Origin of the sequence: Variovorax sp. J2P1-31, from assembly GCF_030317215.1 — a bacterium.
Lineage (GTDB): Bacteria > Pseudomonadota > Gammaproteobacteria > Burkholderiales > Burkholderiaceae_C > Variovorax.
Genome location: NZ_JASZYA010000003.1, coordinates 145,040 through 171,317 on the forward strand (window position 1 = coordinate 145,040; position 26,278 = coordinate 171,317).

Annotated in this window: 25 protein-coding genes and 1 pseudogene; 12 read left to right on the plus strand and 14 right to left on the minus strand. The window is 70.5% G+C overall.

Annotation, left to right across the window (positions count from 1 at the left end):
* Positions 1–21: 21 nt before the first annotated feature.
* From QTI20_RS20605 to QTI20_RS20615, 3 genes are all read right to left on the minus strand, one after another.
* A complete protein-coding gene (locus QTI20_RS20605) occupies positions 22–1,347 on the minus strand; it encodes an amidohydrolase family protein (protein WP_286554670.1) in 1,326 nt (441 codons plus the stop codon).
* Between the two features lie 66 nt (positions 1,348–1,413).
* Complete coding sequence (locus QTI20_RS20610; RefSeq protein ID WP_286554669.1) at positions 1,414–2,163, minus strand: SDR family NAD(P)-dependent oxidoreductase; 750 nt, start codon at positions 2,161–2,163, stop codon at positions 1,414–1,416.
* A gap of 65 nt (positions 2,164–2,228) precedes the next feature.
* Complete coding sequence (locus QTI20_RS20615) at positions 2,229–2,831, minus strand: NADPH-dependent F420 reductase (protein ID WP_286554668.1); 603 nt, start codon at positions 2,829–2,831, stop codon at positions 2,229–2,231.
* A gap of 169 nt (positions 2,832–3,000) precedes the next feature.
* On the opposite strand from QTI20_RS20615, the gene QTI20_RS20620 reads away from it, so the two are divergent.
* On the plus strand, positions 3,001–3,921 hold the full coding sequence (locus tag QTI20_RS20620) for a LysR family transcriptional regulator (RefSeq protein WP_286554667.1): 921 nt from the start codon (positions 3,001–3,003) through the stop codon (positions 3,919–3,921).
* Positions 3,922–3,927: 6 nt separating this feature from the next.
* Here the strand turns inward: QTI20_RS20620 and QTI20_RS20625 are convergent, their stop codons facing one another.
* The 3 genes from QTI20_RS20625 to QTI20_RS20635 form a co-directional block, all read right to left on the minus strand.
* The gene (locus QTI20_RS20625; RefSeq protein ID WP_286554666.1) at positions 3,928–4,650 is read right to left on the minus strand and encodes a GntR family transcriptional regulator; all 723 of its coding nucleotides are present in this window, start codon (positions 4,648–4,650) and stop codon (positions 3,928–3,930) included.
* Positions 4,651–4,726: 76 nt separating this feature from the next.
* Positions 4,727–5,461, minus strand: a complete 735-nt coding sequence (locus QTI20_RS20630) for a maleate cis-trans isomerase family protein (RefSeq protein WP_286554665.1) — start codon at positions 5,459–5,461, stop codon at positions 4,727–4,729.
* Positions 5,462–5,465: 4 nt separating this feature from the next.
* Positions 5,466–6,530: an ABC transporter substrate-binding protein gene (locus QTI20_RS20635; protein WP_183025557.1), complete on the minus strand. Its 1,065-nt coding sequence runs from the start codon at positions 6,528–6,530 to the stop codon at positions 5,466–5,468.
* Positions 6,531–6,848: 318 nt separating this feature from the next.
* Here QTI20_RS20635 and QTI20_RS20640 point away from each other — a divergent pair, with 318 nt between their 5' ends.
* Genes QTI20_RS20640 through QTI20_RS20650 form a run of 3 tightly spaced genes read left to right on the plus strand, consistent with a single transcriptional unit; the run spans position 6,849 to position 9,670 of the window.
* Entirely contained in the window at positions 6,849–7,940 is a 1,092-nt protein-coding gene (locus QTI20_RS20640; RefSeq protein WP_286554663.1) for an ABC transporter ATP-binding protein, read from the plus strand.
* 4 nt (positions 7,941–7,944) lie between these two features.
* Positions 7,945–8,805: an ABC transporter permease gene (locus QTI20_RS20645; RefSeq protein ID WP_286554662.1), complete on the plus strand. Its 861-nt coding sequence runs from the start codon at positions 7,945–7,947 to the stop codon at positions 8,803–8,805.
* On the plus strand, positions 8,798–9,670 hold the full coding sequence (locus tag QTI20_RS20650; RefSeq protein WP_286554660.1) for an ABC transporter permease: 873 nt from the start codon (positions 8,798–8,800) through the stop codon (positions 9,668–9,670). Before QTI20_RS20645 ends, QTI20_RS20650 begins: the two co-directional genes overlap by 8 nt.
* An 11-nt stretch (positions 9,671–9,681) precedes the next feature.
* Here QTI20_RS20650 and QTI20_RS20655 read toward each other — a convergent pair whose 3' ends face one another.
* A complete protein-coding gene (locus QTI20_RS20655) occupies positions 9,682–10,158 on the minus strand; it encodes a nucleoside deaminase (RefSeq protein ID WP_286554649.1) in 477 nt (158 codons plus the stop codon).
* 38 nt (positions 10,159–10,196) lie between these two features.
* Here QTI20_RS20655 and QTI20_RS20660 point away from each other — a divergent pair, with 38 nt between their 5' ends.
* The 7 genes from QTI20_RS20660 to kynA all read left to right on the plus strand — a co-directional run bounded on the left by QTI20_RS20660 (position 10,197) and on the right by kynA (position 17,611).
* Positions 10,197–11,705, plus strand: a complete 1,509-nt coding sequence (locus QTI20_RS20660) for an amidohydrolase family protein (RefSeq protein ID WP_286554647.1) — start codon at positions 10,197–10,199, stop codon at positions 11,703–11,705.
* Complete coding sequence (locus QTI20_RS20665; protein ID WP_286554646.1) at positions 11,702–12,604, plus strand: polysaccharide deacetylase family protein; 903 nt, start codon at positions 11,702–11,704, stop codon at positions 12,602–12,604. The genes QTI20_RS20660 and QTI20_RS20665 overlap by 4 nt, the downstream gene beginning before the upstream one ends.
* Positions 12,604–13,995, plus strand: coding sequence for an amidase (locus tag QTI20_RS20670; RefSeq protein ID WP_286554645.1), 1,392 nt, complete (start codon positions 12,604–12,606; stop codon positions 13,993–13,995). Before QTI20_RS20665 ends, QTI20_RS20670 begins: the two co-directional genes overlap by 1 nt.
* Positions 13,996–14,068: 73 nt before the next feature.
* The gene (locus QTI20_RS20675) at positions 14,069–14,749 is read left to right on the plus strand and encodes a DUF899 domain-containing protein (protein WP_286554644.1); all 681 of its coding nucleotides are present in this window, start codon (positions 14,069–14,071) and stop codon (positions 14,747–14,749) included.
* A gap of 72 nt (positions 14,750–14,821) precedes the next feature.
* Positions 14,822–15,457: an arylformamidase gene (gene kynB, locus QTI20_RS20680; protein WP_286554643.1), complete on the plus strand. Its 636-nt coding sequence runs from the start codon at positions 14,822–14,824 to the stop codon at positions 15,455–15,457.
* Positions 15,458–15,473: 16 nt separating this feature from the next.
* Positions 15,474–16,769 (plus strand): kynureninase, encoded by a 1,296-nt coding sequence (kynU, locus tag QTI20_RS20685; protein ID WP_286554642.1) that lies wholly within the window; start codon positions 15,474–15,476, stop codon positions 16,767–16,769.
* Positions 16,769–17,611 carry a tryptophan 2,3-dioxygenase gene (gene kynA / locus QTI20_RS20690; RefSeq protein WP_286554640.1) on the plus strand — a complete coding sequence of 281 codons (843 nt, stop codon included), beginning with the start codon at positions 16,769–16,771 and terminating at the stop codon, positions 17,609–17,611. Before kynU ends, kynA begins: the two co-directional genes overlap by 1 nt.
* 16 nt (positions 17,612–17,627) lie before the next feature.
* On the opposite strand, the pseudogene QTI20_RS20695 reads toward kynA, so the two are convergent.
* A pseudogene (locus tag QTI20_RS20695) lies at positions 17,628–18,686 on the minus strand (PDDEXK nuclease domain-containing protein).
* A gap of 148 nt (positions 18,687–18,834) precedes the next feature.
* On the opposite strand from QTI20_RS20695, the gene QTI20_RS20700 reads away from it, so the two are divergent.
* Entirely contained in the window at positions 18,835–20,085 is a 1,251-nt protein-coding gene (locus QTI20_RS20700) for an SMI1/KNR4 family protein (protein ID WP_286554638.1), read from the plus strand.
* Between the two features lie 4 nt (positions 20,086–20,089).
* Here the strand turns inward: QTI20_RS20700 and QTI20_RS20705 are convergent, their stop codons facing one another.
* The 6 genes from QTI20_RS20705 to efeB form a co-directional block, all read right to left on the minus strand.
* On the minus strand, positions 20,090–21,268 hold the full coding sequence (locus QTI20_RS20705) for an FAD-dependent monooxygenase (RefSeq protein WP_286554637.1): 1,179 nt from the start codon (positions 21,266–21,268) through the stop codon (positions 20,090–20,092).
* A 4-nt stretch (positions 21,269–21,272) separates the two neighbouring features.
* Positions 21,273–21,542, minus strand: coding sequence for a DUF6587 family protein (locus QTI20_RS20710; protein WP_286554636.1), 270 nt, complete (start codon positions 21,540–21,542; stop codon positions 21,273–21,275).
* A gap of 7 nt (positions 21,543–21,549) precedes the next feature.
* Entirely contained in the window at positions 21,550–23,454 is a 1,905-nt protein-coding gene (gene feoB, locus QTI20_RS20715) for a ferrous iron transporter B (protein ID WP_286554635.1), read from the minus strand.
* On the minus strand, positions 23,447–23,746 hold the full coding sequence (locus tag QTI20_RS20720) for a FeoA family protein (protein ID WP_286554634.1): 300 nt from the start codon (positions 23,744–23,746) through the stop codon (positions 23,447–23,449). Before QTI20_RS20720 ends, feoB begins: the two co-directional genes overlap by 8 nt.
* A gap of 298 nt (positions 23,747–24,044) precedes the next feature.
* Positions 24,045–24,875 (minus strand): iron uptake system protein EfeO, encoded by an 831-nt coding sequence (efeO, locus tag QTI20_RS20725; protein WP_286554633.1) that lies wholly within the window; start codon positions 24,873–24,875, stop codon positions 24,045–24,047.
* Between the two features lie 59 nt (positions 24,876–24,934).
* Positions 24,935–26,266, minus strand: coding sequence for an iron uptake transporter deferrochelatase/peroxidase subunit (gene efeB, locus QTI20_RS20730; RefSeq protein ID WP_286554632.1), 1,332 nt, complete (start codon positions 26,264–26,266; stop codon positions 24,935–24,937).
* Between the last annotated feature and the right edge of the window lie 12 nt (positions 26,267–26,278).

The window sequence follows — 26,278 nt, forward strand, 5'->3', positions numbered from 1 at the left end:
GGTGCGCGATGCACCGCGGCTTCACTCCCAGTAGCGCCGCCCCTCGTCGCCCCACAGCGCGCGCGAGGCCGTCTCGGCCTCGGCGCAGACGGCCTCCATGTCGACCTTCGTCGGGCGCCCGTCCTCGACCAGCACCTCGCCCGCCACCACCACCATGCGCACGTCGCGGCCCTGGCCCGTGTGGACCAGGTTGCCCAGCGGGTTGACGTGCGGGCGCAGGTGCGGCCGGTTGGCGTCGAACACCACCAGGTCGGCCGCCTTGCCCACGGCCAGGCTGCCCAGCGTGTCGGCCATGCCCAGCGCCTTGGCGCCGCCCATGGTGGCCATGTGGAACACATGGTGCGGCTGCCAGCTGTCGTCGACCTTGCCCTCCTGCACCCGCGCCGTGACCAGCGCCCAGCGCATCAGCTCGACCATGTCGCCGTGCTGCGTGTCGGTGGCCAGCGCCATGTTCACGCCCGCGCGCTGCAGCATCGGCGTGGGCGCGAGCCGGCCCGAGGTGGCGTTGCACTTCGGGATGTGCACCGCGTGCGCGCCGGCCGCGGCCATCTTCTGCGCGTCCGATGGCGTGACGTAGATGCAATGCCCGCCCATCAGCCGCTCGTTGAGCAGGCCCACCTCCTCCAGCACCTCGACCTGGCTCTGGCCCAGGTGGGTGCTCACCGTGAGGCCGTGCAGCGCCGAGGCGGCCGCCACTTCCTTGAGGAAGCCGTCGGAGCAGGTGTCGACCGCGTGCGCCGCCAGGTTGACCCGCACGCGCGGATGGCCGGCCCAGCGTGCGTGCAGCGCGAGGCCGGCTTCGAGCGTCCGGCTGCCGATGGCCGGGTCGTGGTGCCAGTCGCCATGCGCCACGCGCGCGAAGTCCACGTCGTGGATGCGCCAGCTCGGGCACAGCCGCACGCCGAGTTCGACCACGGCCTCGGTGCTGACGTCGGCATGCACGAAGTTGTCGCCGATCACGGTCGAGCCGAACAGGAGCGCCTCCAGCGCGCCCAGCCGCGCGAGCGCGCGCGCCTGCGCGGGGTCGACTTGCGTGCCCTTGGGAATGCCCGGCGTGTACGAAGGCGCGAAGCCCAGGTCGGCCGCCACGCCGCGGACCATGGTCAGGATGCCGTGGGTGTGGACGTTGACGAAGCCGGGCGTGACGAAGTGGCCCGGCAGGCGCAGCGTGCGCGTGGCCTGGTAGTGCGCGGGCGGCTGCGCGTCGAGCCAGGTGATGCAGCCGTCGCGGATGCCGATGGCGCTGCCCCGGATTTCGGGGCGGGCGGGGTCCGCGGTCAGCGCGATGGCGTCGAGCAGCAACAGGTCGAAGAGGTGGGTGGCCGTGGGGTGTTCGGGGTGTTCCATGCCTTTGCCGAAGCAATGGGCATGCCGCGTTGTGTATCCAATCCTTTCGCGCGTCCCTGGACCGTGTCAGACCTGGCCCACCCCGCCGTCGTTCATCAGGTCCGCCCCCGTCATGTACGAGCTCTGGTCGGAGGCGAGGAACAGCGCCGCGTTCGCCATTTCCTCCGGCTGCGCGAGCCGGCCGTACGGAATCATGCGCAGGTACATGGCCACCAGCGCCTCGCGCTCGGCCGGGCTGGTTGCCTGAGAGTCCAGCATCGGGGTGTCGGTGACGCCCGGGCTCAGCGTGTTGACGCGGATGCCGCGGTCCTTGAACTCCGCGGCCCAGGTACGGGCGTAGGAGCGCAGGGCCGCCTTGGTCGCGGCGTAGGTGGTGTGGCCCGGAATGCCCATCAGGTGCATGGCCGAGGCGACCAGGATGATGGAGCCGCCGCCGGTCATCAGCGGCAGCAGCTTCTGCACCAGGAACACCGGCGCGCGGGCGTTGAGGTCGAAGGTCCGGTCGAAGTGCTCGGGCGTGACCGCCTCGAGCGGAACCTGCTCCACCAGGGCTGCGTTCGACACGATGACGTCGACCACGCCCCGCTGGACCTTGACCACCGAGGCGACGCGCTCGAGGTCCTCGAGCTTCGCCGCGTCGGCCTGGATCGCGGTGACGTTGCGCCCGATGCGTGCGGCCGCCTCGTCGAGCTGCGCCTGGCGGCGGCCGAAGATGACGACGTGCGCGCCTTCGGCGGCGAAGCGCTGGGCGATGGCCAGGCCGATGCCGCCCGTGCCGCCACTGATGACGGCGGTCTTTCCTGCGAGTGTGGACATGGAATACCTTTGAAAGAAAGAAAGAAAAAAACGGGGAATGAAGCGGGCAGGCAGCGGTGGCCTTGTCAGCCGTGCCGCACGAGGTTCTGCAGCACCAGCGGCCCGCCCTGGCCCGCGCCGCCGAAGGCGATCAGCCGCCCGCCTTCGTCGAGCTGGCCCAGCCCGATCGGCGCGAAGCCGAGTTCGCCGGCCAGGCCGGCGATGGCGGCCTCGGCCTCCGCGTCGTTGCTGGACACGAACATCACGCGGCGCCCGCCGTTCGCCGCCGGGTCCTGCGCCAGCAGGTGCGCCGGCAGCTGGTTGAAGGCCTTGACCACCTTCGCGCCCTTGAAGGCGGAGGCGACGACCTCGGTCGAAGGCCGGTCGCCCAGCTCCGCCGCCGTGATGCCGTAGGTGTTCATCGCGTCGACGACCACCTTGCCGTCCCAGCGCGGCAGCGCCGCCGCGATGCCAGCGTGCGCGCCGAAGGGCACGGCCAGGATGACGACGTCGGCCTGCAGCGCTTCCTGCAGCGTCAGCGGCACGACCGTGTCGCCATGCGCCTGCGCCGTGGCCGCGAGGGTGCCCGGCTGGCGGGTGTTCGCGATGCCCACGGCAATGCCGCTGCGGGCGAAGTGGCGGGCCAGCGCGGAGCCGACAGCGCCGGTGCCGATGATCGAGTAAGTCATGGGATTCCTTGGTGAGACAACCGTGCATGCAAGCGGCCATGCGAAGGGTCTCTTCGCGTCGTCGGCGTGTCTTGCAGCTTGAGATCGAATGGTGGGGATCCACGACACTTCTGAGAAGCCGATATATTGAGATTCAAACCATCTGTCTCAGAGATGGAAGGACATCCGCATGCTCGATGGCGTCTCCCTGGACCAGCTCCGCACCTTCATCAGCGCGGTGGACGAAGGCAGCTTCTCGGCCGCCGCGCGCAAGCTCAACCGCGTGCAGTCCGCGGTCAGCGGCTGGATCGGCGGGCTGGAAGGCCAGATCGGCGTCACGCTCTTCGACCGCTCGGGCCGCTTCCCCCAACTCACGGCGGAGGGCGCCTTGCTGCTCGCGGATGCGCGCGACATCGTGGCGGGCGTGGACGCGCTCAAGGCGCGGGCGCGGCTCATGACCTCGGGCGTCGAGGCCGAACTCGCGGTCGTGGTCGACGTGTTCTTCCCGACCGCCGTGGTCAGCGCGGTCGCGAAGGCCTTCGCGCGCCACTTCCCGCTGACGCCGCTGCGCCTCTTCGTCGAGGGCCTGGGCGCGGCCTACCAGCCCGTGCTCGACGGCCGCTGCAGCCTGGGCATCCTGCCGCCGCTGCCGCAGGCCTTCCCCTCGCTGGCGAGCGAGCGGCTGGGCGAGGTGCCGCTGCTGGCGGTGGCCGCGGCCGGCCATCCGCTGGCGCGCTTCGGCCGCCGCATCCCGCGGCGCGAGCTCGCCCGGCATGTGCAGCTGGTGCTGACCGACCGCTCCGATCTCACCGCCGGCCGCGAATTCGCCGTGGCCTCGCCATCGACCTGGCGCCTGGCGGACCTGTCGACCAAGCATGCCTTCCTCAAGGACGGCGTGGGTTGGGGCGGCATGCCCCTGCACATGGTGGCGCAGGACATCGCGGCCGGCGCCCTGGTCGTGCTGGACGTCGACGACATGCCGCGCTCGGGCTTCATCCTCCCGATGTCGGCCTGGCATCGCGCCGCGCAGCCGCCCGGGCCCGCGGGCCAGTGGTTCGTCGCGCAGCTGAAGACGCTGTGGGGGCAGGCCGATGCCCTGCCCGCAACCTAGGCCCCTTCAACCCAGCAGCGCCTCCGCCAGGTCGATCTCCGGCTCCTCCCGCTCGTGCAGGTTGAGCGAGCGCTCGATATGGTGCAGGTGCTCGGTCATGAGCGAGACCGCGGCCTTCTTCTGGCCGGCCTCGATGGCGTCGATCAGCAGCGCGTGCTCGTCGTTGGGACAGGCGGCCACCGTGGGCGCCTCGAAGGTCAGGATCGCGAGGCAGGTCAGCGGCGTGAGCTCGCGCATCATGCGCGCCATGATGCTGCTGCCCGAGAGCTGCGCGAGCTGCACGTGGAACTCGCCCGACAGCCGCACCGCCGCACGACGGTCGCCGCTGGCGTGGGCCTGCTGCTCGCGCTTGAGCAGCGCGCGCAGTTGCTTGACGGCGGTGGGCGCCTTGCCCTCGGCGATGCGGTCGATGAGCCGCAGCACGATCGCCGGCTCGAGCGTGCGCCGCACCTCGAGCACGTCGTGCGCCTCGTCGACGCTGGGCGTGGTGACGAAGGCGCCGCGGTTGGGGATCAGCGTGACCAGCTGCTCGACCGCCAGCCGCTGCAGCACGCCGCGCACCTGCGTGCGGCTGACCGCGAACAGCTCGGCCACGCGTTCCTCCGACAGCTTGGTGCCGGGCAGCAGCCGGTGCTCGACCACGGCCTCGTAGATGCGCTCGTAGATGTCGGCCTTGGACGCGGCCTTCGCGGCCGGCTTGGCCGCGCGCCGGGGGGTGGAAGAGGCCATGGTGTGGGCTTGCGTGCGAAAGGAAAAGCGGGGAACGCTCGGATGGTACCCAGAGGCGGACTGCTCCGTGCAGGCCTCAGTGCAGGCCATGCAGTTCGGTGAACAGGCTGCCCCAGCCCTCGACCCGCCGCGTGTCGACGCCGCACAGGCGCAGCGCCTTCCACACCGCGGTGCTGACCGTGTCGTACACAGGGATGCCGAGCTCGGCTTCGAGCGCCGGCACCAGCCGCGCCGCGCGCAGGTTGGTGCAGAAGGTGGAGATGCACTGCGGCGACGCGGTCGCGAGTTCGCGCACCATGGCGCGGATCTCCTCGGTCGTGACCTCGGCGAACTCGAAGTTCACGTGGCGGCCCAGGTGCCGCTCTGCGACACAGTCGTAGCCGCTGGCGCGGTAGTTGGCGACGATGCGCGCCTGCACATCGGCCAGGTAGGGCGTGGCGAGCGCGAAGCGCTTTCGGCCCGACATCGCCATCGCCTCGTTGAAGGCCAGCACCGAGGTGCAGGCCGGGATGCCCGTCTCGGCGGTGATGCGCGCGCACAGCGCCTCGTCGGTCTCGAAGCCGAGCCAGCCCGAGGACGTGCCGTTCCAGGCGATCACGTCGACGCGCGCATCGGCCAGCAGCCGCGCGGCCTCGAGGATCGGCGCGATGTCGAACTGGCCCAGCGCCTGGCTACGCAGCGAGATCTCGGTCACGCGGAAGCGCGCGAAGTGCGCCGACACCTCGGGCAGGCCCGCGACCATGGCCGAGGTCAGCGGCTCCAGCGCGGTGTTGGACGAGGGCGTGAGCATGCCCAGCAGTACACGCTTCATGCGGTCAGACTTTCACTTCGCGGTTGAAGCGGTCGATGTACTCGGCGCGGCGCGGGTTGAGCTTGGCCCAGTCGACGCCATTCATCGCTTCGATGTCGGCGGTGTTCTTCGCATAGGCCTGCAGCCCTTCGCTGAACACGGCCTTGGAACTCACGGGCGCCACGAAGTACGGTGCGGCGGCCATGCGGGTCTGCACCTCGGGGCTCAATGCGGCGTTGATGTACGCCGCGGCCAGGTCCGGGTTCTTGGTGTTCTTCACGATGTGCATCACGCTCTTGATGTGGATCCAGCCGGTGTCCGGCTTGGCCAGCGCGACGGGCACGCCCTTGCCCTGCAGGTCGCCCACGTTGTTGTTGTAGTGGACCGAGATGTCGATCTGGCCCTGCTGGAACAGCGTGGCGAGCGAGCCCGGGTTGCTGGCCACCGCGCTCACGTTGGGCATGAGCTTCTTGACGAAGGCGAAGGCCGGCTCGAGGTTCTCCTCGCTGCCGCCGTTGAGGCGCGCGATCTCGACCATCCAGGCCGACATCAGCGTCGAGCCCATGCCCGCCAGGCCCACGCGGCCCTTGTACTCGGGCTTGAGCAGGTCGTTCCACGAGCGCGGCGGGTTCTTGATCTTCTCGGTGTTGTAGGCGATGCCGATGATCTGGCCCGACACGAACACGCCCAGGCCGCGCGGGTCGACCAGCTTGGAAGGCACGTCCTTCAGGTAGGGCATCTTGTCGACCGGCACCTTCTCGAAGATGTCCTGCGACAGCGCGGCCAGGTAGGGGCCTTCGTCCAGGATGATCACGTCGTAGGGCGGGTTGGCCTTGGAGGCCACGAGCTTCGACACCGTGTCGACCGCCAGCGAGGACACCAGGTTGGTCGAGGCGCCCGTGGCCTTGGCGAAGGCCGGCAGCAGGATCGCGCGATGCGCCGACTCCCAGGCGCCGGGATAGGTGGTGGCCGAGATCGAACGCGATTGCGCATGCACGAGGCCGGTGTGGGCGGCCAGGTGGGCAGCGCCGAGGCCGGCCGCGCCTTGCAGCAGCTGGCGGCGGGACAAGGGGGTGCTGGAGGTGCTCATGGTGCGAATTCCTTGGGGTGGTGCGGCAACGCCTGCGATCCAGGCTCGGCACTGCAGCGCAATCTTTGTGCCACGCCGTGCCCTCCCCGGCCCGCGCCTGGCGCCGCATGCGCAACCCCCATGGCGGTGCGGCCGCATGCGCCAACATGGAACGAGGCGCACCATCTGTGCACAAGTTCTTCCGACATTGGCGCCAATTCTTAAAGCCTTTGTGGCCAGCACCGACCGCCATTGCGCCGGCACTGCATGGCACGCTTCTTGAGACGTGAACCGCATCGCGACGTCATTCCGACGTCGCACCAGCTGGCCTTCACCCGCATGCAAAGTCCCGTTCGCGCGCCCGGCGTCGATGTCGTCCTCGACCAGATCCATCACCGCTACGCCGGTGCCACCGCGGTCGAGTCGGTGTCGCTGGCCATTCCCGCGGGCGAACTGGTGGCGCTGCTGGGCCCCAGCGGCTGCGGCAAGACCACGCTGCTGCGGGTGGTGGCGGGCCTGCTGCGCCAGACCGGCGGCACGGTGCGCATCGGCACCGAGATCGTCGACGCATTGCCCACCAACGAGCGTGGCGCGGGCATCGTGTTCCAGAACTACGCGCTGTTCCCGCACATGACGGTGGAGGCCAATGTGGCCTACGGCCTGCGCGCACGCGGCGTCGATGCCGGGGCCGCGCGCGCCACGGCACGCGAGATGCTGGCGATGGTGCGCATGGCCGACTACGGCCAGCGCTACCCGCGCGAACTCTCGGGCGGCCAGCAGCAGCGCGTGGCGCTGGCCCGCACGCTGGCCGTGCGGCCGCGGGTGCTGCTGCTCGACGAGCCCTTCGCCGCGCTCGACAAGAACCTGCGGCTGGACATGCAGATCGAGATCAAGCGCATCCAGCGCGAGCTCGGCATCACCACCCTGCTGGTCACGCACGACCAGGACGAAGCGATGTCGATGGCCGACCGCATCGCGGTGATGCATGCCGGGCGCGTCGAGCAGTTCGACACGCCCGAGGCCATCTACGACCGGCCCGCCACCCTCTTCGTCGCGACCTTCATCGGCACCGCCAACCTGCTGGCGGGCCGCCTGGCCGCGGGCGAACAGGGCGGCTTCTCGGTGGCCTGCGAAGGCGGCGGCGCGCTGGCGCTCGAGCGCGCCGCGCCCTGCTCGCGCAGCGGCGCGGTGGTGGTCGCGGCCCGGCCCGAGCACCTGGCGCTGGCCGCGCCGTCCGAGGGCGCGCTGGCGGCCACGGTCGAGATGGTGCTGCCGCTGGGCCCCTCGCTGGTCTACGAGCTGCTGCTGGGCAATGGCCGCACGGTCAAGGTCACGCAGCCGCGCAATGCCGAACTGCACCGCTATGCGGCCGGCGACCGCGTGGGCCTGAGCCTGCGCCCGGGCTCGCCGGCCGGCGTCTTCGCGGGCTGACGCGATGGCTGCCAACGCCTCCACCGCGCGCTCGGCTTCCGCGCTGCCGCTGAGCCTGCCCCTGGGCCTTTTCTTCGTCGCCTTCGTGCTGGCGCCGATGCTGCTGCTGGCCTGGGTCAGCCTGCACAACGACCCCGAGATGACGCAGGCGGGCTTCGGCCAGTACGCCAAGTTCCTGGGCGACGGCTTCAACCTCGCGGTGCTGGGCAACACGCTGTGGCTGGGCCTCGAGGTCACGGTGCTGACGATCGTCATCGGCTTCCCGCTGGCCTACCTCTACACCCAGGCACCGGGCCGCTGGCAGGGCCCGCTGATGCTGCTGATCATCCTGCCGCTCCTGACCAGCTCGGTGGTGCGCACCTTCGCCTGGGTCGTGATCCTCGGGCGCCAGGGCATCCTCAACACCGCGCTGCTCGACCTGGGCCTGATCGCCGAGCCGATCAAGCTGCTCTACACACCCGGCGCGGTGGCGGTCGCGCTGGCGCAGATCGAGCTGCCGCTGATGGTGCTGCCGCTGATCACCGCACTGATGAACGTCGACGCCAACCTGCGGCAGGCCTCGCTCGCGCTGGGCGCGGGCCACTGGCGCACCTTCTGGCAGGTCACGCTGCCGCTGTCGATGCCGGGCCTGCTCGCGGGTTCGCTGCTGGTGTTCGCCTCCAGCGTGAGCGCCTTCGTCACGCAGACCCTGGTGGGCGGCGGGCAGCAGATGTTCATGCCCTACTACATGTACCAGCAGGCCATCCAGGCCAACAACTATCCGTTCGCGGCCGCCATCGCCATGCTGCTGCTGGTGTGCGTGCTGGCGGTGGTGGTCGCCATCAATGCGCTCGGTCGGCGCAGCAAGGGGTTCGTCCATGGCTGAAGCCTTCGTCTCGGGCACGCCGCGCGTGCCCTCCCTCACCCCGCGGGCCGCCGAATCGCTGCGCGGACTGGTCGAGCGGCGCTCCTTCTGGGCCGTGTTCGGCCTCTTGGGCCTGTTCGCGGGGGTGCTGCTGTTGGCACCCACGGTGGTGGTGCTGATCACCTCCTTCACCAGCGGCTACTCGCTCAAGTTTCCGCCGCCCGGCTACTCGAGCCGCTGGTATGCGGCGCTGTGGAACGAATCGCCAGAGCTCATCGACGCCTTCGTGCTGTCGCTCAAGCTCGCGGCCATCGCCACCGGCGTGTCGATCGTGCTGGCCGTGGCCGCGGCGCTGGCGCTGGCCCGCCGGCGCGAGGCCTGGGCGCGCGTGGCCGAGTCGGTGCTGCTGTCGCCGCTGATGCTGCCCGCGCTGGCCATCGGCCTGTCGCTGCTGATGCTGTTCAACCTGGCGGGCACCGGCCTGTCGTTCTGGACGCTGGTGATCGGCCACGTGGCCATCACCACGCCCTACATCCTGCGCACCACCTCGGCCAGCCTGCTGCAGATGGACGGCAGCCTGCTCGAGAGCGCGCATTCGCTGGGCGCCTCGCCGCTCTACGTGTTCCGCACCGTGACGCTGCCGCTGATCGCGCGCGGCATCGCGGCCGGCGCCTTCATCGGCTTCATGTACTCCTTCGACAACGTGGCGGTGTCGCTGTTCCTGTCGGACGCGCGCAGCGAGGTGCTGCCGATCCGCATGTGGCACATCATCGAATCCAACCTCGACGTGCGCGCCGCCGCGGTGTCGGGCGTGCTGATCGCGGCCACGCTGGTGCTGATGGTGGTGATGGAGCGCGTGGCGGGTATCTCGCGCCACTTCCGCTGATGCCTGCGATGTCAGGGCCGCACGCGGTCGCCGCCCCAGCGCAGCCGCAGCGCCAGGGACTCGGCCTCGCAGACGCCGTCGCGCAGCGCGAGCGCGAAACCGGTCAGGCGGCAGAAGGCCTCGATGCCGTAGTCGCCCAGGTCCGCGCGCTGCAGCCGCGCATGGCGCAGGCCCAGCACCAGCGTTTGCACGCCGCCCAGCTTGAGCGCGCCCGCGCACATCGGGCAGGGCTCCATCGTGCAGTAGAGCGTCGCGCCCTGCGCGGCCTCGGGGCCGTGCTGCGCGAAGGCATCGCGCAGGGCCTCGGGCTCGGCATGGGCCGTGACGTCGCCGCGCGTGACCTGCCGGTTCTGGCCGCGTCCGAGCAATCGACCGTCCTTCACCAGCACCGCGCCCGTGGGCCAGTCGCCGCGCGCATAAGCCTCGCGCGCCTCGTCCAGCGCCAGCTGCATCCAGCGCACATCGTCTTCGTTCGTCGTGTCGTTCATGGCGGTCGTCCGTTCACAGCAAATCCAGGAGCTTGTCCATGAGCAAGAAACGCACCCTTCTGCGCCACGCGCGCGCCCTGCTGGGCGACGCGCTGGCCTTCGACCCGCGCCCGCTCGACGTGATGGTCGAGGGCGACCGCATCGTCGCGATCGAGGCCGCCGGCACGCTGGCCGATGCCGACGACGCGATCGACCTGAGCGACCGCCTGCTGGTGCCCGGCCTGGTCAACGGCCACCAGCATTCGCACGAGCACTTCCAGCGCGGGCGCACCGAGAACCTGCCGCTGGAGCTGTGGATGCACCTGGTGCGCACCCGCACGCCCGTCGCGCTGACGCCGCGCCAGGTCTACCTGCGCACGATGATCGGCGCGATCGAGTCGCTGCGCACCGGCTGCACCACGCTGGTCGACGACACCGCCCTGGGCGGCGCGATCGACCGCGCGCGCATCGAGGCCGCGCTGCAGGCCTACGACGACGCCGGCATCCGCGCGCTGGTGGGCTTCGCGATGATGGACAAGCCCATCGTCGACAACTTCCCCTTCGTCGAGAAGCACTTTCCCGCCGAGCTCGCGGCCGAGCTGCGCGCGGCCGCGCGGCCCGCGCCCGAAGACCAGTTGGCGCTGGTGCGCGAACTCGCCCGCACGCGCCATCCGCAGTCGAAGCGCGTGGGCGTGCTGGTGTCGGCCTCGGCGCCGCAGCGCTGCACCGAGGGCTTCCTGCAGGCCGTGCGCGGCCTGGCCGACGACCTTGCGCTGCCGGTGATCACGCATGTGCAGGAGACGCGGCTGCAGGTGGTCACGGGCCAGCTCTTCTTCGGCTGCCCGATCGTCGAGTACCTGGACCGCATCGGCTTCCTGAAGCCGGCCACCAGCCTGATCCACGCGGTGTGGCTCAACCCGCGCGAGATCGACGCACTGGCCCGCAGCGGCGCCACCGCGCAGCACAACCCCTGGAGCAACCTGCTGCTGGGCTCGGGCGTGCAGCCGGTGCGCGAACTGCTCGACGCCGGCGTCAACGTGAGCCTGGGCTCCGACGGCAGCTGCTCGACCGTGACGGTGAACATGCTCAACGTGCTCGGCAGCGCAGCCGCGGTGTCGAAGCTGCGCGGCGACGACCACAGGCGCTGGCTGTCGGCGCACGAGGCGCTGCACGCCGGCACGCTCGCGGGCGGCCGCGCGCTGGGCTTCGGCGAGGCGCTGGGCTCGCTGCGCGTGGGCGCCATCGCCGACCTGGTGGCCTACCGCACCGACAGCGTCACGTTCACGCCCTTCAACGATCCGGTGCGCCAGCTGGTCTATGCCGAGCGCGGCGCGGGCCTGGACTTCTCGATGGTCGCAGGCGAAGTCGCGATCGAGGGCGGCCAGCTCACGCGTGTCGACGAGGCCGCGCTGCTGCGCGAGATCGAACGCGAGTTCCAGGACCTGGCGCCGCGCTACGCGCAGGCCGAGGCCCAGATGGCGCCGGTGCTCGCGGCGGTGGAGCGCATCCACCGCGAGGGCCTGGCCACGGCCATCGCGCCCGACACCTTCGCGGCGAGGCTCGCATGAGCACGTCGCGCGACTTCGCGGGCTACCGCGGGAACTACCCGGCCCTGCGGTGGCCCGGGGATGCGGGCCTGGCCGTGTCCTTCGTGCTCAACGTCGAAGAAGGCGCCGAGCTCGCGCTGAGCGCGGGCGATGCGCGCAACGAGAGCCGCCACGAGGTCAACCACGAGGTGGTGGGGGCACCCGACCTCTGCATGGAGAGCCAGTTCGAGTACGGCGCGCGCGTGGGCTACGGGCGCATCACGCGCATGCTGAGCGACGCCGGCGTGCCGCTCACGCTCAACGCCTGCGCGCGTGCGCTCGAGGCCACGCCCTGGATTGCGAGCGATGCCGCGCAGCAGGGCTTCGAGGTCTGTTGCCACGGCTGGCGCTGGGAATCGCATGCGGGCATGGCCGAGGTCGACGAGCGCGCGCTGATCGCGCGCTGCGTCGAGAGCATCCGCCGGCTGCACGGCCGCGCGCCCGTGGGCTGGCACACCAAGTCCTCGGCCTCGGTGAACACGCGCCGGCTGCTGGCCGAACACGGCGGCTTTCTCTATGACAGCGACGCCTACAACGACGACCTGCCCTACTACGTGCAGGCGGCCGGCCGGCCGCACCTGGTGCTGCCCTATGCCTTCGACACCAACGACATGCGCTTCTTCGACAACTTCGCCTATGTGCGCGGCAGCGACTTCGCCGACTACGCGATCGATGCCTTCGACTGCCTGCTGGCCGAGTCGCGGCACGCGCCGCGCATGCTGTCGATCGGCCTGCACACCCGCATCATCGGCCGGCCCGGTCGCATCAACGGCCTCGCCACGCTGCTCGCGCACATCGCGCAGCGCGGCGGCGCCTGGTGCGCCACGCGCGAGCAGATCGCGCGCCACTGGCTCGCGAACGTGCCCGCGGAGTCCGCGTGATGGAAGCGCCCCTGCACGAGATGGGCGCACGCGAGCTGGCGGTGCGCATCGGGGCCGGCGCGCTGCGAGCGACCGAGGTGGCGCGCCACTTCATCGATCGCGTCGAGCGGCTCAACCCCGCGCTCAACGCCATCGTGCAGTTCGATGCGCGGCAGGTGCTGGACGACGCGGCCGCGGTCGAGCGCCGCCACGCGTCCGGCGAGACGCTGCCGATGGCCGGCGTGCCCTTCACCGTCAAGGACAACCTCTGGGTCGAGGGCCGGCACATCGCGCAGGGCTCGCGGCTGTTCGAGGATTTCATCGCGCCGCGCGATGCCTGGGCCGTGGCGCGGCTGCGCGCGCGCGGCGCGGTGGTGCTGGGCATCACCAACTGCTCGGAGTTCGCCTGCAAGGGCGTGACCTCCAACCTGCTGTACGGCGCGACGCGGCACCCGATCGATCCGACGCTCACGCCCGGCGGCTCCTCGGGCGGCGCGGTGTCGGCGCTGGCCGCCGGCCTAGGCCTGCTCGCGCTGGGCACCGACGCGGGCGGCTCCACGCGCCGGCCCGCGGCGCATTGCGGGCTGGTGGGCTTCAAGCCCAGCCCCGGGCTGATCCCGCACCCCTGGGGTTTTGCCGAGCCCAACTACGGCCTGTCGGTGATCGGCGTGATGGCACGCAGCGTGGCCGACGGCGCCTGGCTCTACGACCAGCTGCTGGCCTACGACGCGGGCGACCCGGCGGGCGTGCCGATCGGCGTCGGCCTCGATGCCTCGCCGTCGCTCGACGCGCCGCTGCCCGAGGGCCTGCGCGTCGCCTGGAGCCCGCAGCTGGGTTGCGACTTCGCGATCGACGCCGACGTGTTGGCGGCACTCCAGTCGCGCATCGATGCCTTGCGCGCCGCGGGCTGGCGGATCGCCGATGCCGACCCGCCCTGGCCCCGCGAAGCGCGCGAGTACCCCTTGCTCGCGCTGCAGCAGGCCGGCCTGCACGCGCTCTACGGCCACCGGCTGGCCGAGGAACGCGAACGCATCGACCCGGTGCTGGTGCAGCAGATCGAGGCCGGCGCCCGGGTCACCTCGGCCGACGTGGCGCGCGCGCTGCGCCTGCGGCAGCGCATCGGCGCCAGCCTCGCGCGCTTCTTCGAATCCTTCGACGTGCTGCTGTGCCCCACCGCGCCGGTCACGGCCTGGCCGCTCGCCCTGCTGGGCCCGCCCACGATCGGCGGGAAACCCGCGGGGCCGCGCGGCCATGCGGCCTTCACGCCGCTGTTCAACTACTGCGGCGTGCCGGCCTGCTCGGTGCCGGCGGGCGAAGTGCGCGGCTTGCCGGTCGGGCTGCAGGTGGTGGCGCCCTGCTACGAGGACGCGCGCGTGCTGCAGTGCGCCCGGCGCATCGAGACGCTCCTTTGAGCAGGGTTTTTCGCTTCGCCTTTACCGCCCCTGCCGATATGTGTACTCTGTCCACAAACCTGGAGGCACGACCATGGCATACCCGGACATCGTCCCGCGCCCGACCTGGCAGGCGGCGCGCGACGAACTGCTCAAGGCGGAGAAGGAACTGACCCGCGCGCACGATGCGCTCAACGCGCGACGACGGCGCCTGCCGATGACCGAGATCACGCGCGACTACGTGTTCGCCTCGACCACGCGCTCCGACCTGCACCTGATCGACCTGTTCGAGGGCCGCGACCAGCTCATCGTCTATCACAACATGCTCACCGAGAGCCACATCTGCCCGGGCTGCTCCTTCGTCAGCGACAACCTGATGAACGACTTCTCTCACCTGCATGCGCGCGACACGAACTTCGTGATGGTGGCGCGCGCGGGCGTGGCGCGCATCGAAGCGGTCAAGGCGCGGCTGGGCTGGACCTTCCCCTGGGTGTCGTGCGAAGGCACGACCTTCCACGAGGACTTCGTGACCGCGCAGGACAACGCGGCTTTCGGCCTGTCGGTGTTCATGCGCCAGGGCCCGCGCGTGTTCCAGACCTGGTTCACTTCGGGGCGCGGCGTCGAGCAGGCCAGCAACACCTTCAACCTGCTCGACCTCACGCCCTGGGGCCGGCAGGAAAGCTGGGAGGTCTCGCCGCCCGGCTGGCCCCAGGACCCGACCTACAGCTGGCAGCGGCTGCACGACGAGTACCCGGCGCCGAGCGCAACGCTCTGACACGGCGCTTTTCGTTCAGCGTTGGAAATAACCGACACCACGACCCATCGCGCGGCGCTAACTTTGGCGCCCATGAGTCAAGCCAAAAGAATCTGGGACATCTCTCCCCCCGTGTACGAGGGCGCGCCGGTCTTTCCCGGCGACACGCCCTACCGCCAGCGCTGGGCCGCGCGCATCGGCCCGGGCTGCCCGGTCAACGTGAGCGAGATCGGCCTGTCGCCGCATGTCGGCGCGCATGCCGACGCCCCGCTGCACTACGACCCCGAGGGCGCCACCATCGGCCACGTCGACCTCGCGCCCTACCTGGGCCGCTGCCGCGTGATCCATGCGATCGCCCGGGGCCCGCTGATCGAATGGGCGCACCTCGAACACGCGCTGGCCGACCTGCCGCCGCGCGTGCTGGTGCGCACCTATGCGCGGGCACCGGTCGACCACTGGGACGGCGCCCTCGCCGCCTACGCGCCCGCCACCATCGAGCGCCTGGCCGCGCTGGGCGTGACGCTGGTGGGCATCGACACCGCCAGCATCGACCCGGCCGACAGCAAGACGCTGGACAGCCACCAGGTGATCCGCCGGCTCGACCTGCGCGTGCTCGAAAACCTCGTGCTCGACGCGGTGCCCGAGGGCGACTACGAACTCATCGCGCTGCCGCTCAAGCTGGTCAGCGCCGATGCCTCCCCTGTGCGCGCAGTCCTGCGCAGCCTCTGAACCCATGAAAACCTCCATGACCCTCGACGACTGCCGCGCCCTCGACCGCGCCGACCCGCTGCGCGAACTGCGCGCCCAATTCACGCTGCCCGCCGACGTGATCTACCTCGACGGCAACTCGCTGGGCGTGCTGCCCGCGGCCGCGCCCGCGCGCATCGCCGCGGTGGTGGCCGAGGAATGGGGCCAGGGCCTGATCCGCTCCTGGAACAGCGCCAGCTGGTTCGACCTGCCGCAGCGCCTGGGCGACAAGCTGGCCCGGCTGATCGGCGCCGCGCCCGGCGAGGTGGTGTGCACCGACAGCACCTCGATCAACCTCTACAAGGTGCTGTTCGCCGCCATGAGCCAGGTGCTCGAATATGGCGACGACGCGCGCCGCACCGTGGTCAGCGAACGCAGCAACTTCCCCACCGACCTCTACATCGCCGAGTCGCTGTGCCGCGAGCGCGGCTTCACGCTGCGCCTGATCGACAGCGTCGATGCGCTGCCCGCCGCGCTGACCTCCGAGGTCGCGGTGCTGATGCTCACGCACGTCAACTACCGCACCGGCGCGATGCACGACATGAAGGCCGTCACGGCCGCCGCGCATGCGGTGGGCGCGCTGACCGTCTGGGACCTGGCGCACAGCGCGGGCGCGGTGCCGGTCGCGCTCAACGACAGCGATGCCGACTACGCCATCGGCTGCGGCTACAAGTACTTGAACGGCGGCCCCGGCGCGCCGGCCTTCGTGTGGGTCCACACGCGGCACGCGGGCCGCTTCGAGCAGCCGCTGTCGGGTTGGTGGGGCCATGCCGCGCCCTTCGAATTCACGCCGCACTACCGGCCGGCGCCGGGCGTGGGCCGCTACCTGTGCGGCACGCAGCCCATCGTGAGCCTGTCGGCGCTCGAGTGCGGGCTCGACACCGTGCTGGCCGCCGAGGCCTTCGACGGCGAGGCGGGCGCGATGTCGGCGCTGCGCGCCAAGTCGCTGGCGCTGACCGATGCCTTCATCGCGCTGGTCGAGGCGCGCTGCCCCGGACGCTTCACGCTGGTCACGCCGCGCGCGCATGCACAGCGCGGCTCGCAGGTCTGCCTGGCGCTGCAGGACGCGAACAGCGCCAGCGCCTATGCGATCGTGCAGGCCCTGATCGCGCGCGGCGTGATCGGCGACTTCCGCGCCGGCGACGCCCAGGTGCCCGACATCCTGCGCTTCGGCTTCACGCCGCTGTACCTGCGCTTCGAGGACGTGTGGCAGGCGGTCGAGCATCTGGTGCAGGTGCTCGAGCAGGACGAGTGGCAACGCCCCGAGTTCAACCAGAAGAACGCGGTGACCTGATGACGAAGGGCACCGAAAAGATCGTCCACGAGGAAAAGGCGCAGCTCGATTTCAGCGCCTCGATGAGCTACGGCGACTACCTGCACCTCGACGAGATCCTGGGCGCGCAGCACCCGCTCTCGCCCGCGCACGACGAGATGCTGTTCATCGTGCAGCACCAGACCAGCGAGCTCTGGATGAAGCTCATGCTGCACGAGCTCAACGCGGCCACGCGCTGCATCGCCACCGAGCAGTTGGCCGATGCCTTCAAGATGCTGGCGCGCGTGAGCCGGATCATGGAACAGCTGGTCAGCGCCTGGACCGTGCTCTCGACCATGACGCCGCCCGAGTACACCGCGATGCGCCCGTACCTCGCGAACTCCAGCGGCTTCCAGAGCGCGCAGTACCGCTGCATCGAGTTCGCGCTGGGCAACAAGAACGCCGCCATGCTCAAGCCGCACGCCCACCGCGCCGACCTGCTGGCCCAGGTCGATGCGGCCTACCGCGCGCCGTCGCTCTACGACGAGTCGCTGCGCCTGCTCGCGCGGCGCGGCCTGCCGGTGCCGGCCGACCGCCTGGAACGCGACTGGACCCAGCCCTACGAGGCCAGCGAGGGTGTCGAAGCCGCCTGGCTCACCGTCTACCGCGCGCCGCACGATCACTGGGACCTCTACCAGCTGGGCGAGAAGCTCACCGACCTCGAGGACGCCTTCAGGCTCTGGCGCTTCCGCCACGTGACCACGGTCGAGCGCGTGATCGGCTTCAAGCGCGGCACCGGCGGCACCGGCGGCGTGAGCTACCTGCGCAAGATGCTCGACGTGGTGCTGTTTCCGGAGATCTGGCGCTTGCGCACGGAGCTGTGATCAACGCCATCGCGGCTCACGCGTCCTTCGCCTTGTCCTGGTAACGCGCCAGTTCCTGTTCGATCTGCTCGATGGTCGGCAGGCTCGTCTGCAGCTCCTTCGGCAGCGATTCGACCAGCTGGTATTCGGCAATGCCGATGGGCTTGTGGGAGTCACGCAGCGCATATTCGGCGACCACGCGATTTTTCGTCTTGCACAGGAGCAAGCCGATGGTCGCGGCATCCTGCTTCGATTTGAGTTGCGCGTCGACCGCCGTCAGGTAGAAACCGAGCTGGCCGGCATGCTCGGGCTTGAAGGCACCCGCTTTCAATTCGATGACCACGTAGCAATGCAGCTTCAGCTGATAGAAAAGAAGATCGATGAAGAAATCATCGCCGCCGACTTCGATGGGAACCTGTCGCCCGACGTATGCAAATCCAGCGCCCAGCTCCAGCAGGAAACGGGTGATGTGTTCGACCAACGCGGCCTCGATCTCGCGTTCCCCTGCTTCCTGGCCAATGCCCAGAAAATCGAAGACATAGGGATCCTTGAGCGCCTGCAGCGCGAGGTCCGAGCGTGGTGCAGGAAGGCGTTCAGAGAAGTTGGTCACGGCCTTCCCCTCCCGCTCCAGAAGCCGCGTTTCAATATGGACATTCAGCGCGTTGCGCGACCAGCCCTGCGCGATCGCTCGCTGTGCGTAGGCCAGGCGCAGCGGCGTCGTCTTGAGCTTGCTCAGCAATACGAGGTTGTGTCCCCAGGGCAAATGTCCAACAGCCTGTTAGACGATTTCCTCATCGGGCCATGCCTCGGCGAAAGCCCGCATGTACAAGAGGTTGGCGCGAGAGAACCCCTTCATCTCGGGAAAGGCCGTGCGCAGATCGTGGGCCAGCCGCTCGATCACCTTGGCGCCCCACCCTTGACTGGCCTGCTGCGCGAGGATGTCCCGTCCAATCTGCCAGTACAGCGCGACCAGTTCGCGGTTGGCGGCGGTTGCCGCACGCTGCCGGGCGCCCTGGACACGCGACTTCAGCTCAGCGAGCCATTCGGCGTAGCCGTCGGGCACATCCGTGAGCGAAGGAGGTCCTGAGCTGTTCATCGACACCGGATCCTGTGGCAGACATGGGGCTGGCGCAAGCACCCATGCAGCGCCGCAGAGAACTATTGACCGCTCCGAAATAGGGTGGGCATGGATTGCCCCGTCCGTACAAAACGCTACAGTTTTGCAACATACGGAGGTGCCTGCCATGAACGACATCCGGTTCACGTCCGACGAGCGCGCCGCGCTGCGCGCCCACGGCATCGTGCTGTTCGCCGAGCGCGTGATCTTCGACGCCCAGCCGCCGATGCCCGCCTCGCAGATCGCGGCCGTGCAGGCGCTGTGCGCCGGGCCGCTACCCGAGGCGCTGCTCGCGCTGTGGCAGCAGACGGCCGGCGGCCGGCTCGACTACGACCTGACGCTGGAGATGAACGGCAACATCGAGGCCGTGAGCTGGTCCGAGCTGTTCTGGAACGGCAGCGACGGCTACCGCGACCTGCAGGGCTGGATCGTGCACGAGCAGGAGCTGGCCGAGGAAGCGGCCGAGGACGGCGGCCCGCCCTGGCAGGGCACGCTCGCGCTGCTGCCCTTCGGCGGCTTCGAGTACTGCGACCGGATCTACGCGGTGGTCGAGCCCGGCGCCGACTACGGCCGGATCGTGGCCTGGAAGCAGGGCCTGCCGCCGGCCTGGACCCATGCGCTGCATGAAGACGGCCTGAGCGTGGTGGCAGCCGACCTGCCGGCCGCCTTCGCGGCGCTGCACCTCGACGACGACCCGCTGGCGCCCACCAGCGACTACTTCTCGGGCCAGACGCTGCTGGCCTACCTCGACGACCGGCACCAGGACCACGGCCTGGGCCTGGACCTGATGGACAAGCTGGTGGCCTTCTACCGACTGGCCATGCACGACTGGCGCACGCCGCTGGCCGAGGGCACGCTGCGCCACCAGCCGGCCCTCGCGCGCGCCGCCCTGCGCCATGCGGTGGCCACCGACGATGCCGCGCTGATCGTGGACCTGGCCGCGGCCGGCCTGCGCTTCGAGGGGCCGCTGCAGGGCAGCGCGCTGGCGACCGATGTCGCGCTGGCGCACGGCGCCTTCGTGGCCGCCGCGGCGCTGGTGCGCGCGGGCGCCCCGGTGGCGGCCGATGCGCTGCGCAACATCGACGGCCAGATCGGCCCCGAACTCACGGCCGCCCTGCTGGCCAACGGCGCCGAGCCCGACGTCGAAGCCATCGTCCAGTGCGCGGCCTGCGGCGCGCCCGCCAGCGCCCACCTGATCGCGGAGGCCTGCAGCGGCATCGGCATCGACGTGCCGACGGCTTTCGACGCCGACCGCGCTGCCAAGCTGCAAGAACTCGAGAGCGCGCTCGCGCAGCTGGCCGACGGCCACCATGGCCACTACCTGGGCCGCGAAGGCCTGGCCCAGCGCATCGAGCGCCTGCAGGGCTTCAGGCTCTGAAGCTTCAGCCCCCGTACAGCCAGGGCTGGTCGAGCAGCCGCGCTCCCAGCAACCGCATCGCCATGTCGCGGCCGAAGCGCACCGGCCCGGTGGCGTGGAAGACCTCGCCGTTGCGCCGCGCCCGGGCCTGCACCTGCGCATTGCGCTGCCAGCGGGCGTCGGCGTAGCGCGCGAGGGCGGCCGGGACCTGCGCGGTCTGCGCGCCCGCCAGCGCCTCGGCCAGCGCCAGCGCGTCCTCGATCGCCATGCCCGCGCCCTGCGCCATGTAGGGCAGCATGGGATGGGCGGCGTCGCCCAGCAGCGCGATGCGCTCGCCGGCCATCTGCTGCGGACCGCTCAGGGGCGCGCGGTCGCTGAGCGTCCAGCCGCGCCAGGCCGGCGCGGCCTCGAGCAAGGCCTGCAGCGCGGGGCCGCAGCGGCCCGTGGCGCGCTGCAGCGCGGCCAGGCTGGTGGCCTGGTCCCAGTCGCGGGCGTCGCCGGCGGGTGCGGACTCGGCCAGCACCACCAGGTTGAGCGCCTCGCCGCGGCGCACCGGGTAGGCCACCGCATGCAGCCGCGCGCCCAGCCACACGCGCACCTGCGTGCTGCGCAGCGCGGCCGGCAGCGTGGCCTGATCGAGCACCGTGCGCCAGGCCGTGTGGCCGGTGACATGCGGCGGCTCCGAGGCCTCCACCACCTTGGGGCGCACCGTGCTCCAGAGGCCGTCGGCGCCGACCAGCGCATCGCCCTCCCAGGCGCGCGCATCGGCGGTGCCGACCGCCACCGCGTCGTCGCAGACCTCGACCTGGGTGATGCGCGCGTCGGTGTTGAGCACCACCGCCTCGTGCGCGCCCGCGGCGGCCTGCAGCAGCGCATGCAGGTCGGCCCGGTGCACGCAGCAGTACGGCGCGCCGTAGCGCCGTTGCATGGCCTCGCCCAGCGGCAGACGGGCGAGTTCTGCATCGTCGTCGGCCGCGCGCACCACCAGCGCCTCGGGCCGGGCCGCGATGCCGTCGAGCGCGTCGGCCAGGCCCAGGGCCTGCAGGCGGCGGGTGGCGTTGGGGCCGAGCTGGATGCCGGCACCGACCTCGCCGAAGGCCGGCGCCTGTTCGAGCACTTCGATGCGGTGGCCGGCACGCGCCAGCGCCAGGGCACCCGCCAGTCCGCCGATGCCGCCGCCCGCGATCAGGAGCTGCAGGGGCATGCGGTCAGGGTGCGGGGCGTTGGGCGGGGGTGGAGGAAGACTTGTCGCCGGGCGTGGCACAGCTGCCGCAGCTGTCGCACGAACCGCAGCCCGAGCTCTTGGCCAGCGAGGCCGCCAGCGCCTCGGCGCGCTGCGCATCGACCAGCCCGGCCTTGTGCGAGCCGGCGGCCACGCGCGTGGCCGCGGCGCGGCGCCAGGCCGCGGGCATCCAGCGCCAGACCGCGTAAAACGCGGCGAAGGCGACGATCAATCCGACGATCAGGTTCTGTGTCATGTTGTGCTCAACCCCAGCCCAGTGCGAGCGCGATGCGGTAGGTGACGAAGCAGGCCGCGTAGGCCAGCGCGAACAGGTAGCCTGCCATGATCCAGACGTACTTCCAGGCATTGGTCTCGCGTTTCACCGCGGCCAGTGTGGAAATGCATTGCGGTGCGAACACGTACCAGACCAGCAGCGACAGCGCGGTGGCCAGCGACCAGCTGCCCGCGATCAGCGGCTCCAGCGCCGTGGCCGTGGCGTCTCCGGTGGCCGACAGCGCATACACCGTGCCCAGCGCGCCCACCGCGACCTCGCGCGCCGCCATGCCGGGCACCAGCGCGATCGAGATCTGCCAGTTGAAGCCGATGGGCGCGAAGATGTGCTCCAGCCCGCGGCCGATCATGCCGGCCAGGCTGTACTGGATGGCCGGTCCGGTCGCGCCTTCGGGCGGCGAGGGAAAGGTGGAGAGGAACCACAGCAGGATGGTCAGCGTGAGGATGATGGTGCCCACGCGTTGCAGGAAGATCCAGGCGCGCTCGTACAGGCCCAGCGCCAGGTTGCGCAGGTTGGGCCAGCGGTAGGCGGGCAGCTCCATCAACAGCGGGGAATGCGAGGCGTTGTCGCGGAAGCGCTTCATCACCCAGGCCACGGCCATCGCCGAGACGATGCCGAACACATAGAGCGCGAACAGCACGATGCCCTGCAGGTTGAACACGCCCGCCACCGTGCGCGCCGGGATGAAGGCCGCGATCAAGAGCGCATACACCGGCAGCCGCGCCGAACAGGTCATGAGCGGTGCGATCATGATGGTGGTGAGCCGGTCGCGCCAGTTGCTGATGGTGCGGGTGGCCATCACGCCGGGAATGGCGCAGGCGAAGCTCGACAGCAGCGGGATGAAGGAGCGGCCCGACAGGCCCACGGTGCCCATCACGCGGTCGAGCAGGAAGGCGGCGCGCGGCAGGTAGCCCGAATCTTCGAGCGCGAGGATGAACAGGAACAGGATCAGGATCTGCGGCAGGAACACGATCACGCCGCCCACGCCGGCCACGATGCCGTCGACCAGCAGGCTCTGCAGCAGGCCCTCGGGCACGACGGTCTTGACCGCCTCGCCCACCCACTCGGTGGCCGCCTTGATCGCGTCCATCGGCACGTTGGCCCAGCTGAACACCGCCTGGAACATCAGGAACAGCGTGACGGCCAGCACCGCCATGCCCCACAGCGGATGCAGCACCACGCGGTCGATGCGGTCGCTGGTGGCGAGGCTGCCGACCGGCTCGGTCACGGCCAGGCCGAGGATGCGCCGCACCTCGCGCTGGGTGGCGAGCACGTCGTCGAGCGCGGGCGCGACCCAGGGCGCGGCCACGGCGGCGGCGACCACCGGCGCGTCGAGCGCGGCCAGCAGGTCCTTGGCGCCGCCGGTGTGCACGCCCACGGTCTCGATCACCGGCATGCCGAGCTCGCGCGACAGCACGGCCACGTCGACCACGATGCCCTGCTTCCTGGCCATGTCGGTCATGTTGAGCGCCATCACCATCGGCAGGCCCAGCTTCTTGGCCTCCAGCACCAGCCGCAGGTTCAAGCGCAAATTGGTGGCGTCAGTCACGCTGACCAGCAGGTCGGGCGGCAGCTCCTTGCTGCGGCCGGTCACGACGTCGCGCGTCACGGCCTCGTCGGCCGACAGCGCATTGAGGCTGTAGGCGCCCGGCAGGTCGAGCACGAAGACCCGGCGGCCGGCGGCGGTGAGCAGCACGCCCTCCTTACGCTCGACCGTGACGCCGGCGTAGTTGGCCACCTTCTGGCGGCTGCCGGTCAGCAGGTTGAACAGCGCGGTCTTGCCGCAGTTCGGGTTGCCCAGCAGCGCGACGCGTTCGGGCGGCGCCGCCGCGGGTTTGGCCGCGCCGGGACGGAAGTCGATGGTCGCCTCAACCATGGTGGGCCGCGCCTCGCGTCACGTGGATGAAGGCCGCTTCGTGGCGGCGCAGCGCGAAGGTGGTGTGGCCCAGCCGCACCGCGATCGGCTCGCGGCCCGGCACGCCGGAGGCGACGATGCGCACCGCCTCGCCCGGCACGAAGCCGATCTCGGTCAGGCGCAGCACCAGTTCGCGGTCTTCCGCGCTGTCGGGCCGGGCCACGTCGAGCACGGTGGCCCATTGGTTGTCGGGAAGCTGGTCGAGACGCAGCGCGGCCGGGGCCGGCGCGGCGTCGAGGGGGTTGTTTGGCACGGTGAGAGGCGCCCGAGGCTCGGGCGCGCCATGAAGCGAAGCCTCAATGCTAGCAATTCTCACTCGCGACGGACAGACCGTGGTCAAACAACGCGCCCAGCGGGACACCAGGGACACCGCGGAACCGGCTTTGCCGGGCCGCTGGTGTCGCCCCCCTTGGGGGGGGAAGGCGAAGCGACACGCAGTGCGCAAAGCCCTCGGGGGGGGAGCCAAGTGCTACCGCGGAACCGGCTTTGCCGGGCCGCTGGTGTCGCCCCCTTGAGGGGGCGCGCAGTGCGCGAAGCCCGCGGGGGGTGGGCTAGTTCAAGCCCAGCATGCCGCGCAGCTTCGAGAGATCCTCAGCCAGCGTGTTCACCCGCCCGGCCAGCAACTTGCGATCCCGCTCGCTGAGCTTCGAGTAGGTCTCGAAGCCGCCGTCCGCGCTGCGGTACTTGGCCAGCGTGTCGAACACCGTCTTGAAGTTGGCGTCGGTCTTGTCCGAGAAGCTCTTGTTGTCCTTGACGATCAGCGGGCGCAGCAGCTCGACGATCTTGTAGGCGCCCTCGAAGTTGGCCTGGAAGTCCCACAGGTCGGTGTGGCTGTAGCGGTTCTCCTCGCCCGAGATCTTGGTCGCGGCCACTTCCTCCATCAGCACCGCGGCGCCGCCCACCACCTTCTCGGGCGGGAAGGTCAGGGCCACCAGGCGCTTCTGCAGCTCGAGCACGTCGGCCAGCAGCTTGTCGGCGGTCTTGTTGACCTCCTTGGTGCTCTTCTGCACCCACAGCGCGTACTCGATGCGGTGGAAGCCGCCGAAGGCCGGGTCCTTCTCGGCCTTCTCGTGGTCGTCGGCGCGCGAGTCGATGGCGCTGTCGAGGTCGCTGAAGAGTTCGGCGATGGGCTCGATCTTCTCGTAGCTGGTGCGCGTCGGCGCATAGAGCTTCTTGGCCTTCTCGATGTCACCGGCCTTCACCGCGGCCGTGAAGGCGCGCGTGTCGGTCGCCAGCTTGCGCACGTTCTCGGCCACGTAGATCTTGTAGTCGGCGATGGGCGCGACCAGTTCGAGCGGCGACACGGCGGCAAAGGAAGCGGCGGTGTACAGGCCGGCGGCACCGGCGACGAGGGTGGCGAGGAAGCGGCGACGGAAGTGCACGGACAGGGGTCTCCTTGAAGTAGGGGTGCGTGAAAAAAACGAATCGATGGCGCGGCCGTCTAGGCCTGCATCAGGGTGCGGCCCAGCCAGTCGCGCGCATCGCGCACGCCGGGCAGCGTGAAGAAGAAGCCACCGCCGATGGGCTTGATGTATTCCTCCAGCGGTTCGCCGTCGAGGCGCTTCTGTACCGCGATGAAGCCCTTCTCCAGGTCGGCCTGGTAGCAGATGAACAGCAGGCCCATCTCGAGCTGGCCCGACTTGGTGACGCCGTTGGAATAGTTGAAGGGGCGGCGCAGGATCAGGTTGGCGTCCGACGCATGGGTGCGCGGGTTGGCCAGGCGGATGTGGGCGTCCATCGGCGTGACCTTGCCTTCGGGGTCCTTGGCGTAGTCGGGCACGTCGTGCTCGGTGCGGCCGCCGTCGAGCGGCGCGCCGCTGGGCTTCACGCGGCCCATGATCAGTTCCTGCTCCTGCAGCGGCGTGCGGTCCCAGCGCTCGACGAAGTTGCGGATGATGCGCACCGCCTGGTAGGTGCCGTCGACGGCCCAGGCCGGCTCGCCCTTGTCGTCGGGGCCGATCCACACCAGCTTGTCCATCAAGGCCGCATCGCCGCCGTCGGGGTTGGCCGAGCCATCGCGGAAGCCCAGGAAGTTGCGCGCGCTCTCGGCCGGCTGGCCCGCGACCGCGGGGATCGGCGGCACCGAGCCTTCCTGCTTCCAGTGCAGCACCAGCAGGTCGGGCGTGTTCTTGATGATGTCGCGCAACGCGTGGATGTTGGTGTCGGGCGTGTTGGCGCAGAACTGGATCGACAGGTCGCCGTGGCACAGCGCCGCGTCGAGCGCGTCGTTGGGATGGCGCTGCATCTGGGTCAGCCGCAGCGGCTTGTGCCTGGCCAGGCCGAAGCGCTCGTCGAACAGCGAATGACCCACCGACACGGTGATGGTCAGCGCATCGGGCTGCACCACCGGGCCCAGGATGCCGGAGCCCGCGGGCGGCAGCTTGGGGTCGAGGTCGGGCTGGGCGCCGCCCTGGGTCAGGAAGGCGATGCGCGCGGTCAGCGTGCGGAACAGGCGCTCGAGGTCGGCGCGGTTCTCGGCCAGCACGAAGAAGGACGCGACCATGCCCGCGGTCGGCCGCGGCGTCACGATGCCGGCCTGGTGGCGGCCGGTGAAGGGCACGCGGTCCTGCGTGTGGGTGCTCTGCGGCGCATCGGTCACCTGTGCGCCGGCGCCCGGGCCTTCGGGCGGGCCGGACGGGGCAGGCGCAGCGGCGCGCGCGGCCGACAGGCCGGCCAGCGCGGCACCGGCCACGCCCAGGCCGCCGAGCATGCGGCGGCGCTCGGGCGAGGCGGGTCGAACGGATTCGGGGGAGAGAGGGTTCTGGTCTTTCATGTCGTCGTCGGG

What these genes read in the sequence shown, in the direction of transcription:
- QTI20_RS20710 (WP_286554636.1), bottom strand. Translation starts at nt 21,542, where the DNA reads ATGACACAGAACCTGATCGTCGGATTGATCGTCGCCTTCGCCGCGTTT.
- QTI20_RS20630 (WP_286554665.1), bottom strand. Translation starts at nt 5,461, where the DNA reads ATGAAGCGTGTACTGCTGGGCATGCTCACGCCCTCGTCCAACACCGCG.
- efeB (WP_286554632.1), bottom strand. Translation starts at nt 26,266, where the DNA reads ATGAAAGACCAGAACCCTCTCTCCCCCGAATCCGTTCGACCCGCCTCG.
- kynB (WP_286554643.1), top strand. Translation starts at nt 14,822, where the DNA reads ATGAGTCAAGCCAAAAGAATCTGGGACATCTCTCCCCCCGTGTACGAG.
- feoB (WP_286554635.1), bottom strand. Translation starts at nt 23,454, where the DNA reads ATGGTTGAGGCGACCATCGACTTCCGTCCCGGCGCGGCCAAACCCGCG.
- QTI20_RS20610 (WP_286554669.1), bottom strand. Translation starts at nt 2,163, where the DNA reads ATGTCCACACTCGCAGGAAAGACCGCCGTCATCAGTGGCGGCACGGGC.
- QTI20_RS20640 (WP_286554663.1), top strand. Translation starts at nt 6,849, where the DNA reads ATGCAAAGTCCCGTTCGCGCGCCCGGCGTCGATGTCGTCCTCGACCAG.
- QTI20_RS20675 (WP_286554644.1), top strand. Translation starts at nt 14,069, where the DNA reads ATGGCATACCCGGACATCGTCCCGCGCCCGACCTGGCAGGCGGCGCGC.
- QTI20_RS20700 (WP_286554638.1), top strand. Translation starts at nt 18,835, where the DNA reads ATGAACGACATCCGGTTCACGTCCGACGAGCGCGCCGCGCTGCGCGCC.
- QTI20_RS20660 (WP_286554647.1), top strand. Translation starts at nt 10,197, where the DNA reads ATGAGCAAGAAACGCACCCTTCTGCGCCACGCGCGCGCCCTGCTGGGC.
- kynU (WP_286554642.1), top strand. Translation starts at nt 15,474, where the DNA reads ATGACCCTCGACGACTGCCGCGCCCTCGACCGCGCCGACCCGCTGCGC.
- QTI20_RS20650 (WP_286554660.1), top strand. Translation starts at nt 8,798, where the DNA reads ATGGCTGAAGCCTTCGTCTCGGGCACGCCGCGCGTGCCCTCCCTCACC.
- QTI20_RS20670 (WP_286554645.1), top strand. Translation starts at nt 12,604, where the DNA reads ATGGAAGCGCCCCTGCACGAGATGGGCGCACGCGAGCTGGCGGTGCGC.
- kynA (WP_286554640.1), top strand. Translation starts at nt 16,769, where the DNA reads ATGACGAAGGGCACCGAAAAGATCGTCCACGAGGAAAAGGCGCAGCTC.
- QTI20_RS20665 (WP_286554646.1), top strand. Translation starts at nt 11,702, where the DNA reads ATGAGCACGTCGCGCGACTTCGCGGGCTACCGCGGGAACTACCCGGCC.
- QTI20_RS20645 (WP_286554662.1), top strand. Translation starts at nt 7,945, where the DNA reads ATGGCTGCCAACGCCTCCACCGCGCGCTCGGCTTCCGCGCTGCCGCTG.
- QTI20_RS20625 (WP_286554666.1), bottom strand. Translation starts at nt 4,650, where the DNA reads ATGGCCTCTTCCACCCCCCGGCGCGCGGCCAAGCCGGCCGCGAAGGCC.
- QTI20_RS20705 (WP_286554637.1), bottom strand. Translation starts at nt 21,268, where the DNA reads ATGCCCCTGCAGCTCCTGATCGCGGGCGGCGGCATCGGCGGACTGGCG.
- QTI20_RS20605 (WP_286554670.1), bottom strand. Translation starts at nt 1,347, where the DNA reads ATGGAACACCCCGAACACCCCACGGCCACCCACCTCTTCGACCTGTTG.
- QTI20_RS20635 (WP_183025557.1), bottom strand. Translation starts at nt 6,530, where the DNA reads ATGAGCACCTCCAGCACCCCCTTGTCCCGCCGCCAGCTGCTGCAAGGC.
- QTI20_RS20615 (WP_286554668.1), bottom strand. Translation starts at nt 2,831, where the DNA reads ATGACTTACTCGATCATCGGCACCGGCGCTGTCGGCTCCGCGCTGGCC.
- QTI20_RS20655 (WP_286554649.1), bottom strand. Translation starts at nt 10,158, where the DNA reads ATGAACGACACGACGAACGAAGACGATGTGCGCTGGATGCAGCTGGCG.
- QTI20_RS20620 (WP_286554667.1), top strand. Translation starts at nt 3,001, where the DNA reads ATGCTCGATGGCGTCTCCCTGGACCAGCTCCGCACCTTCATCAGCGCG.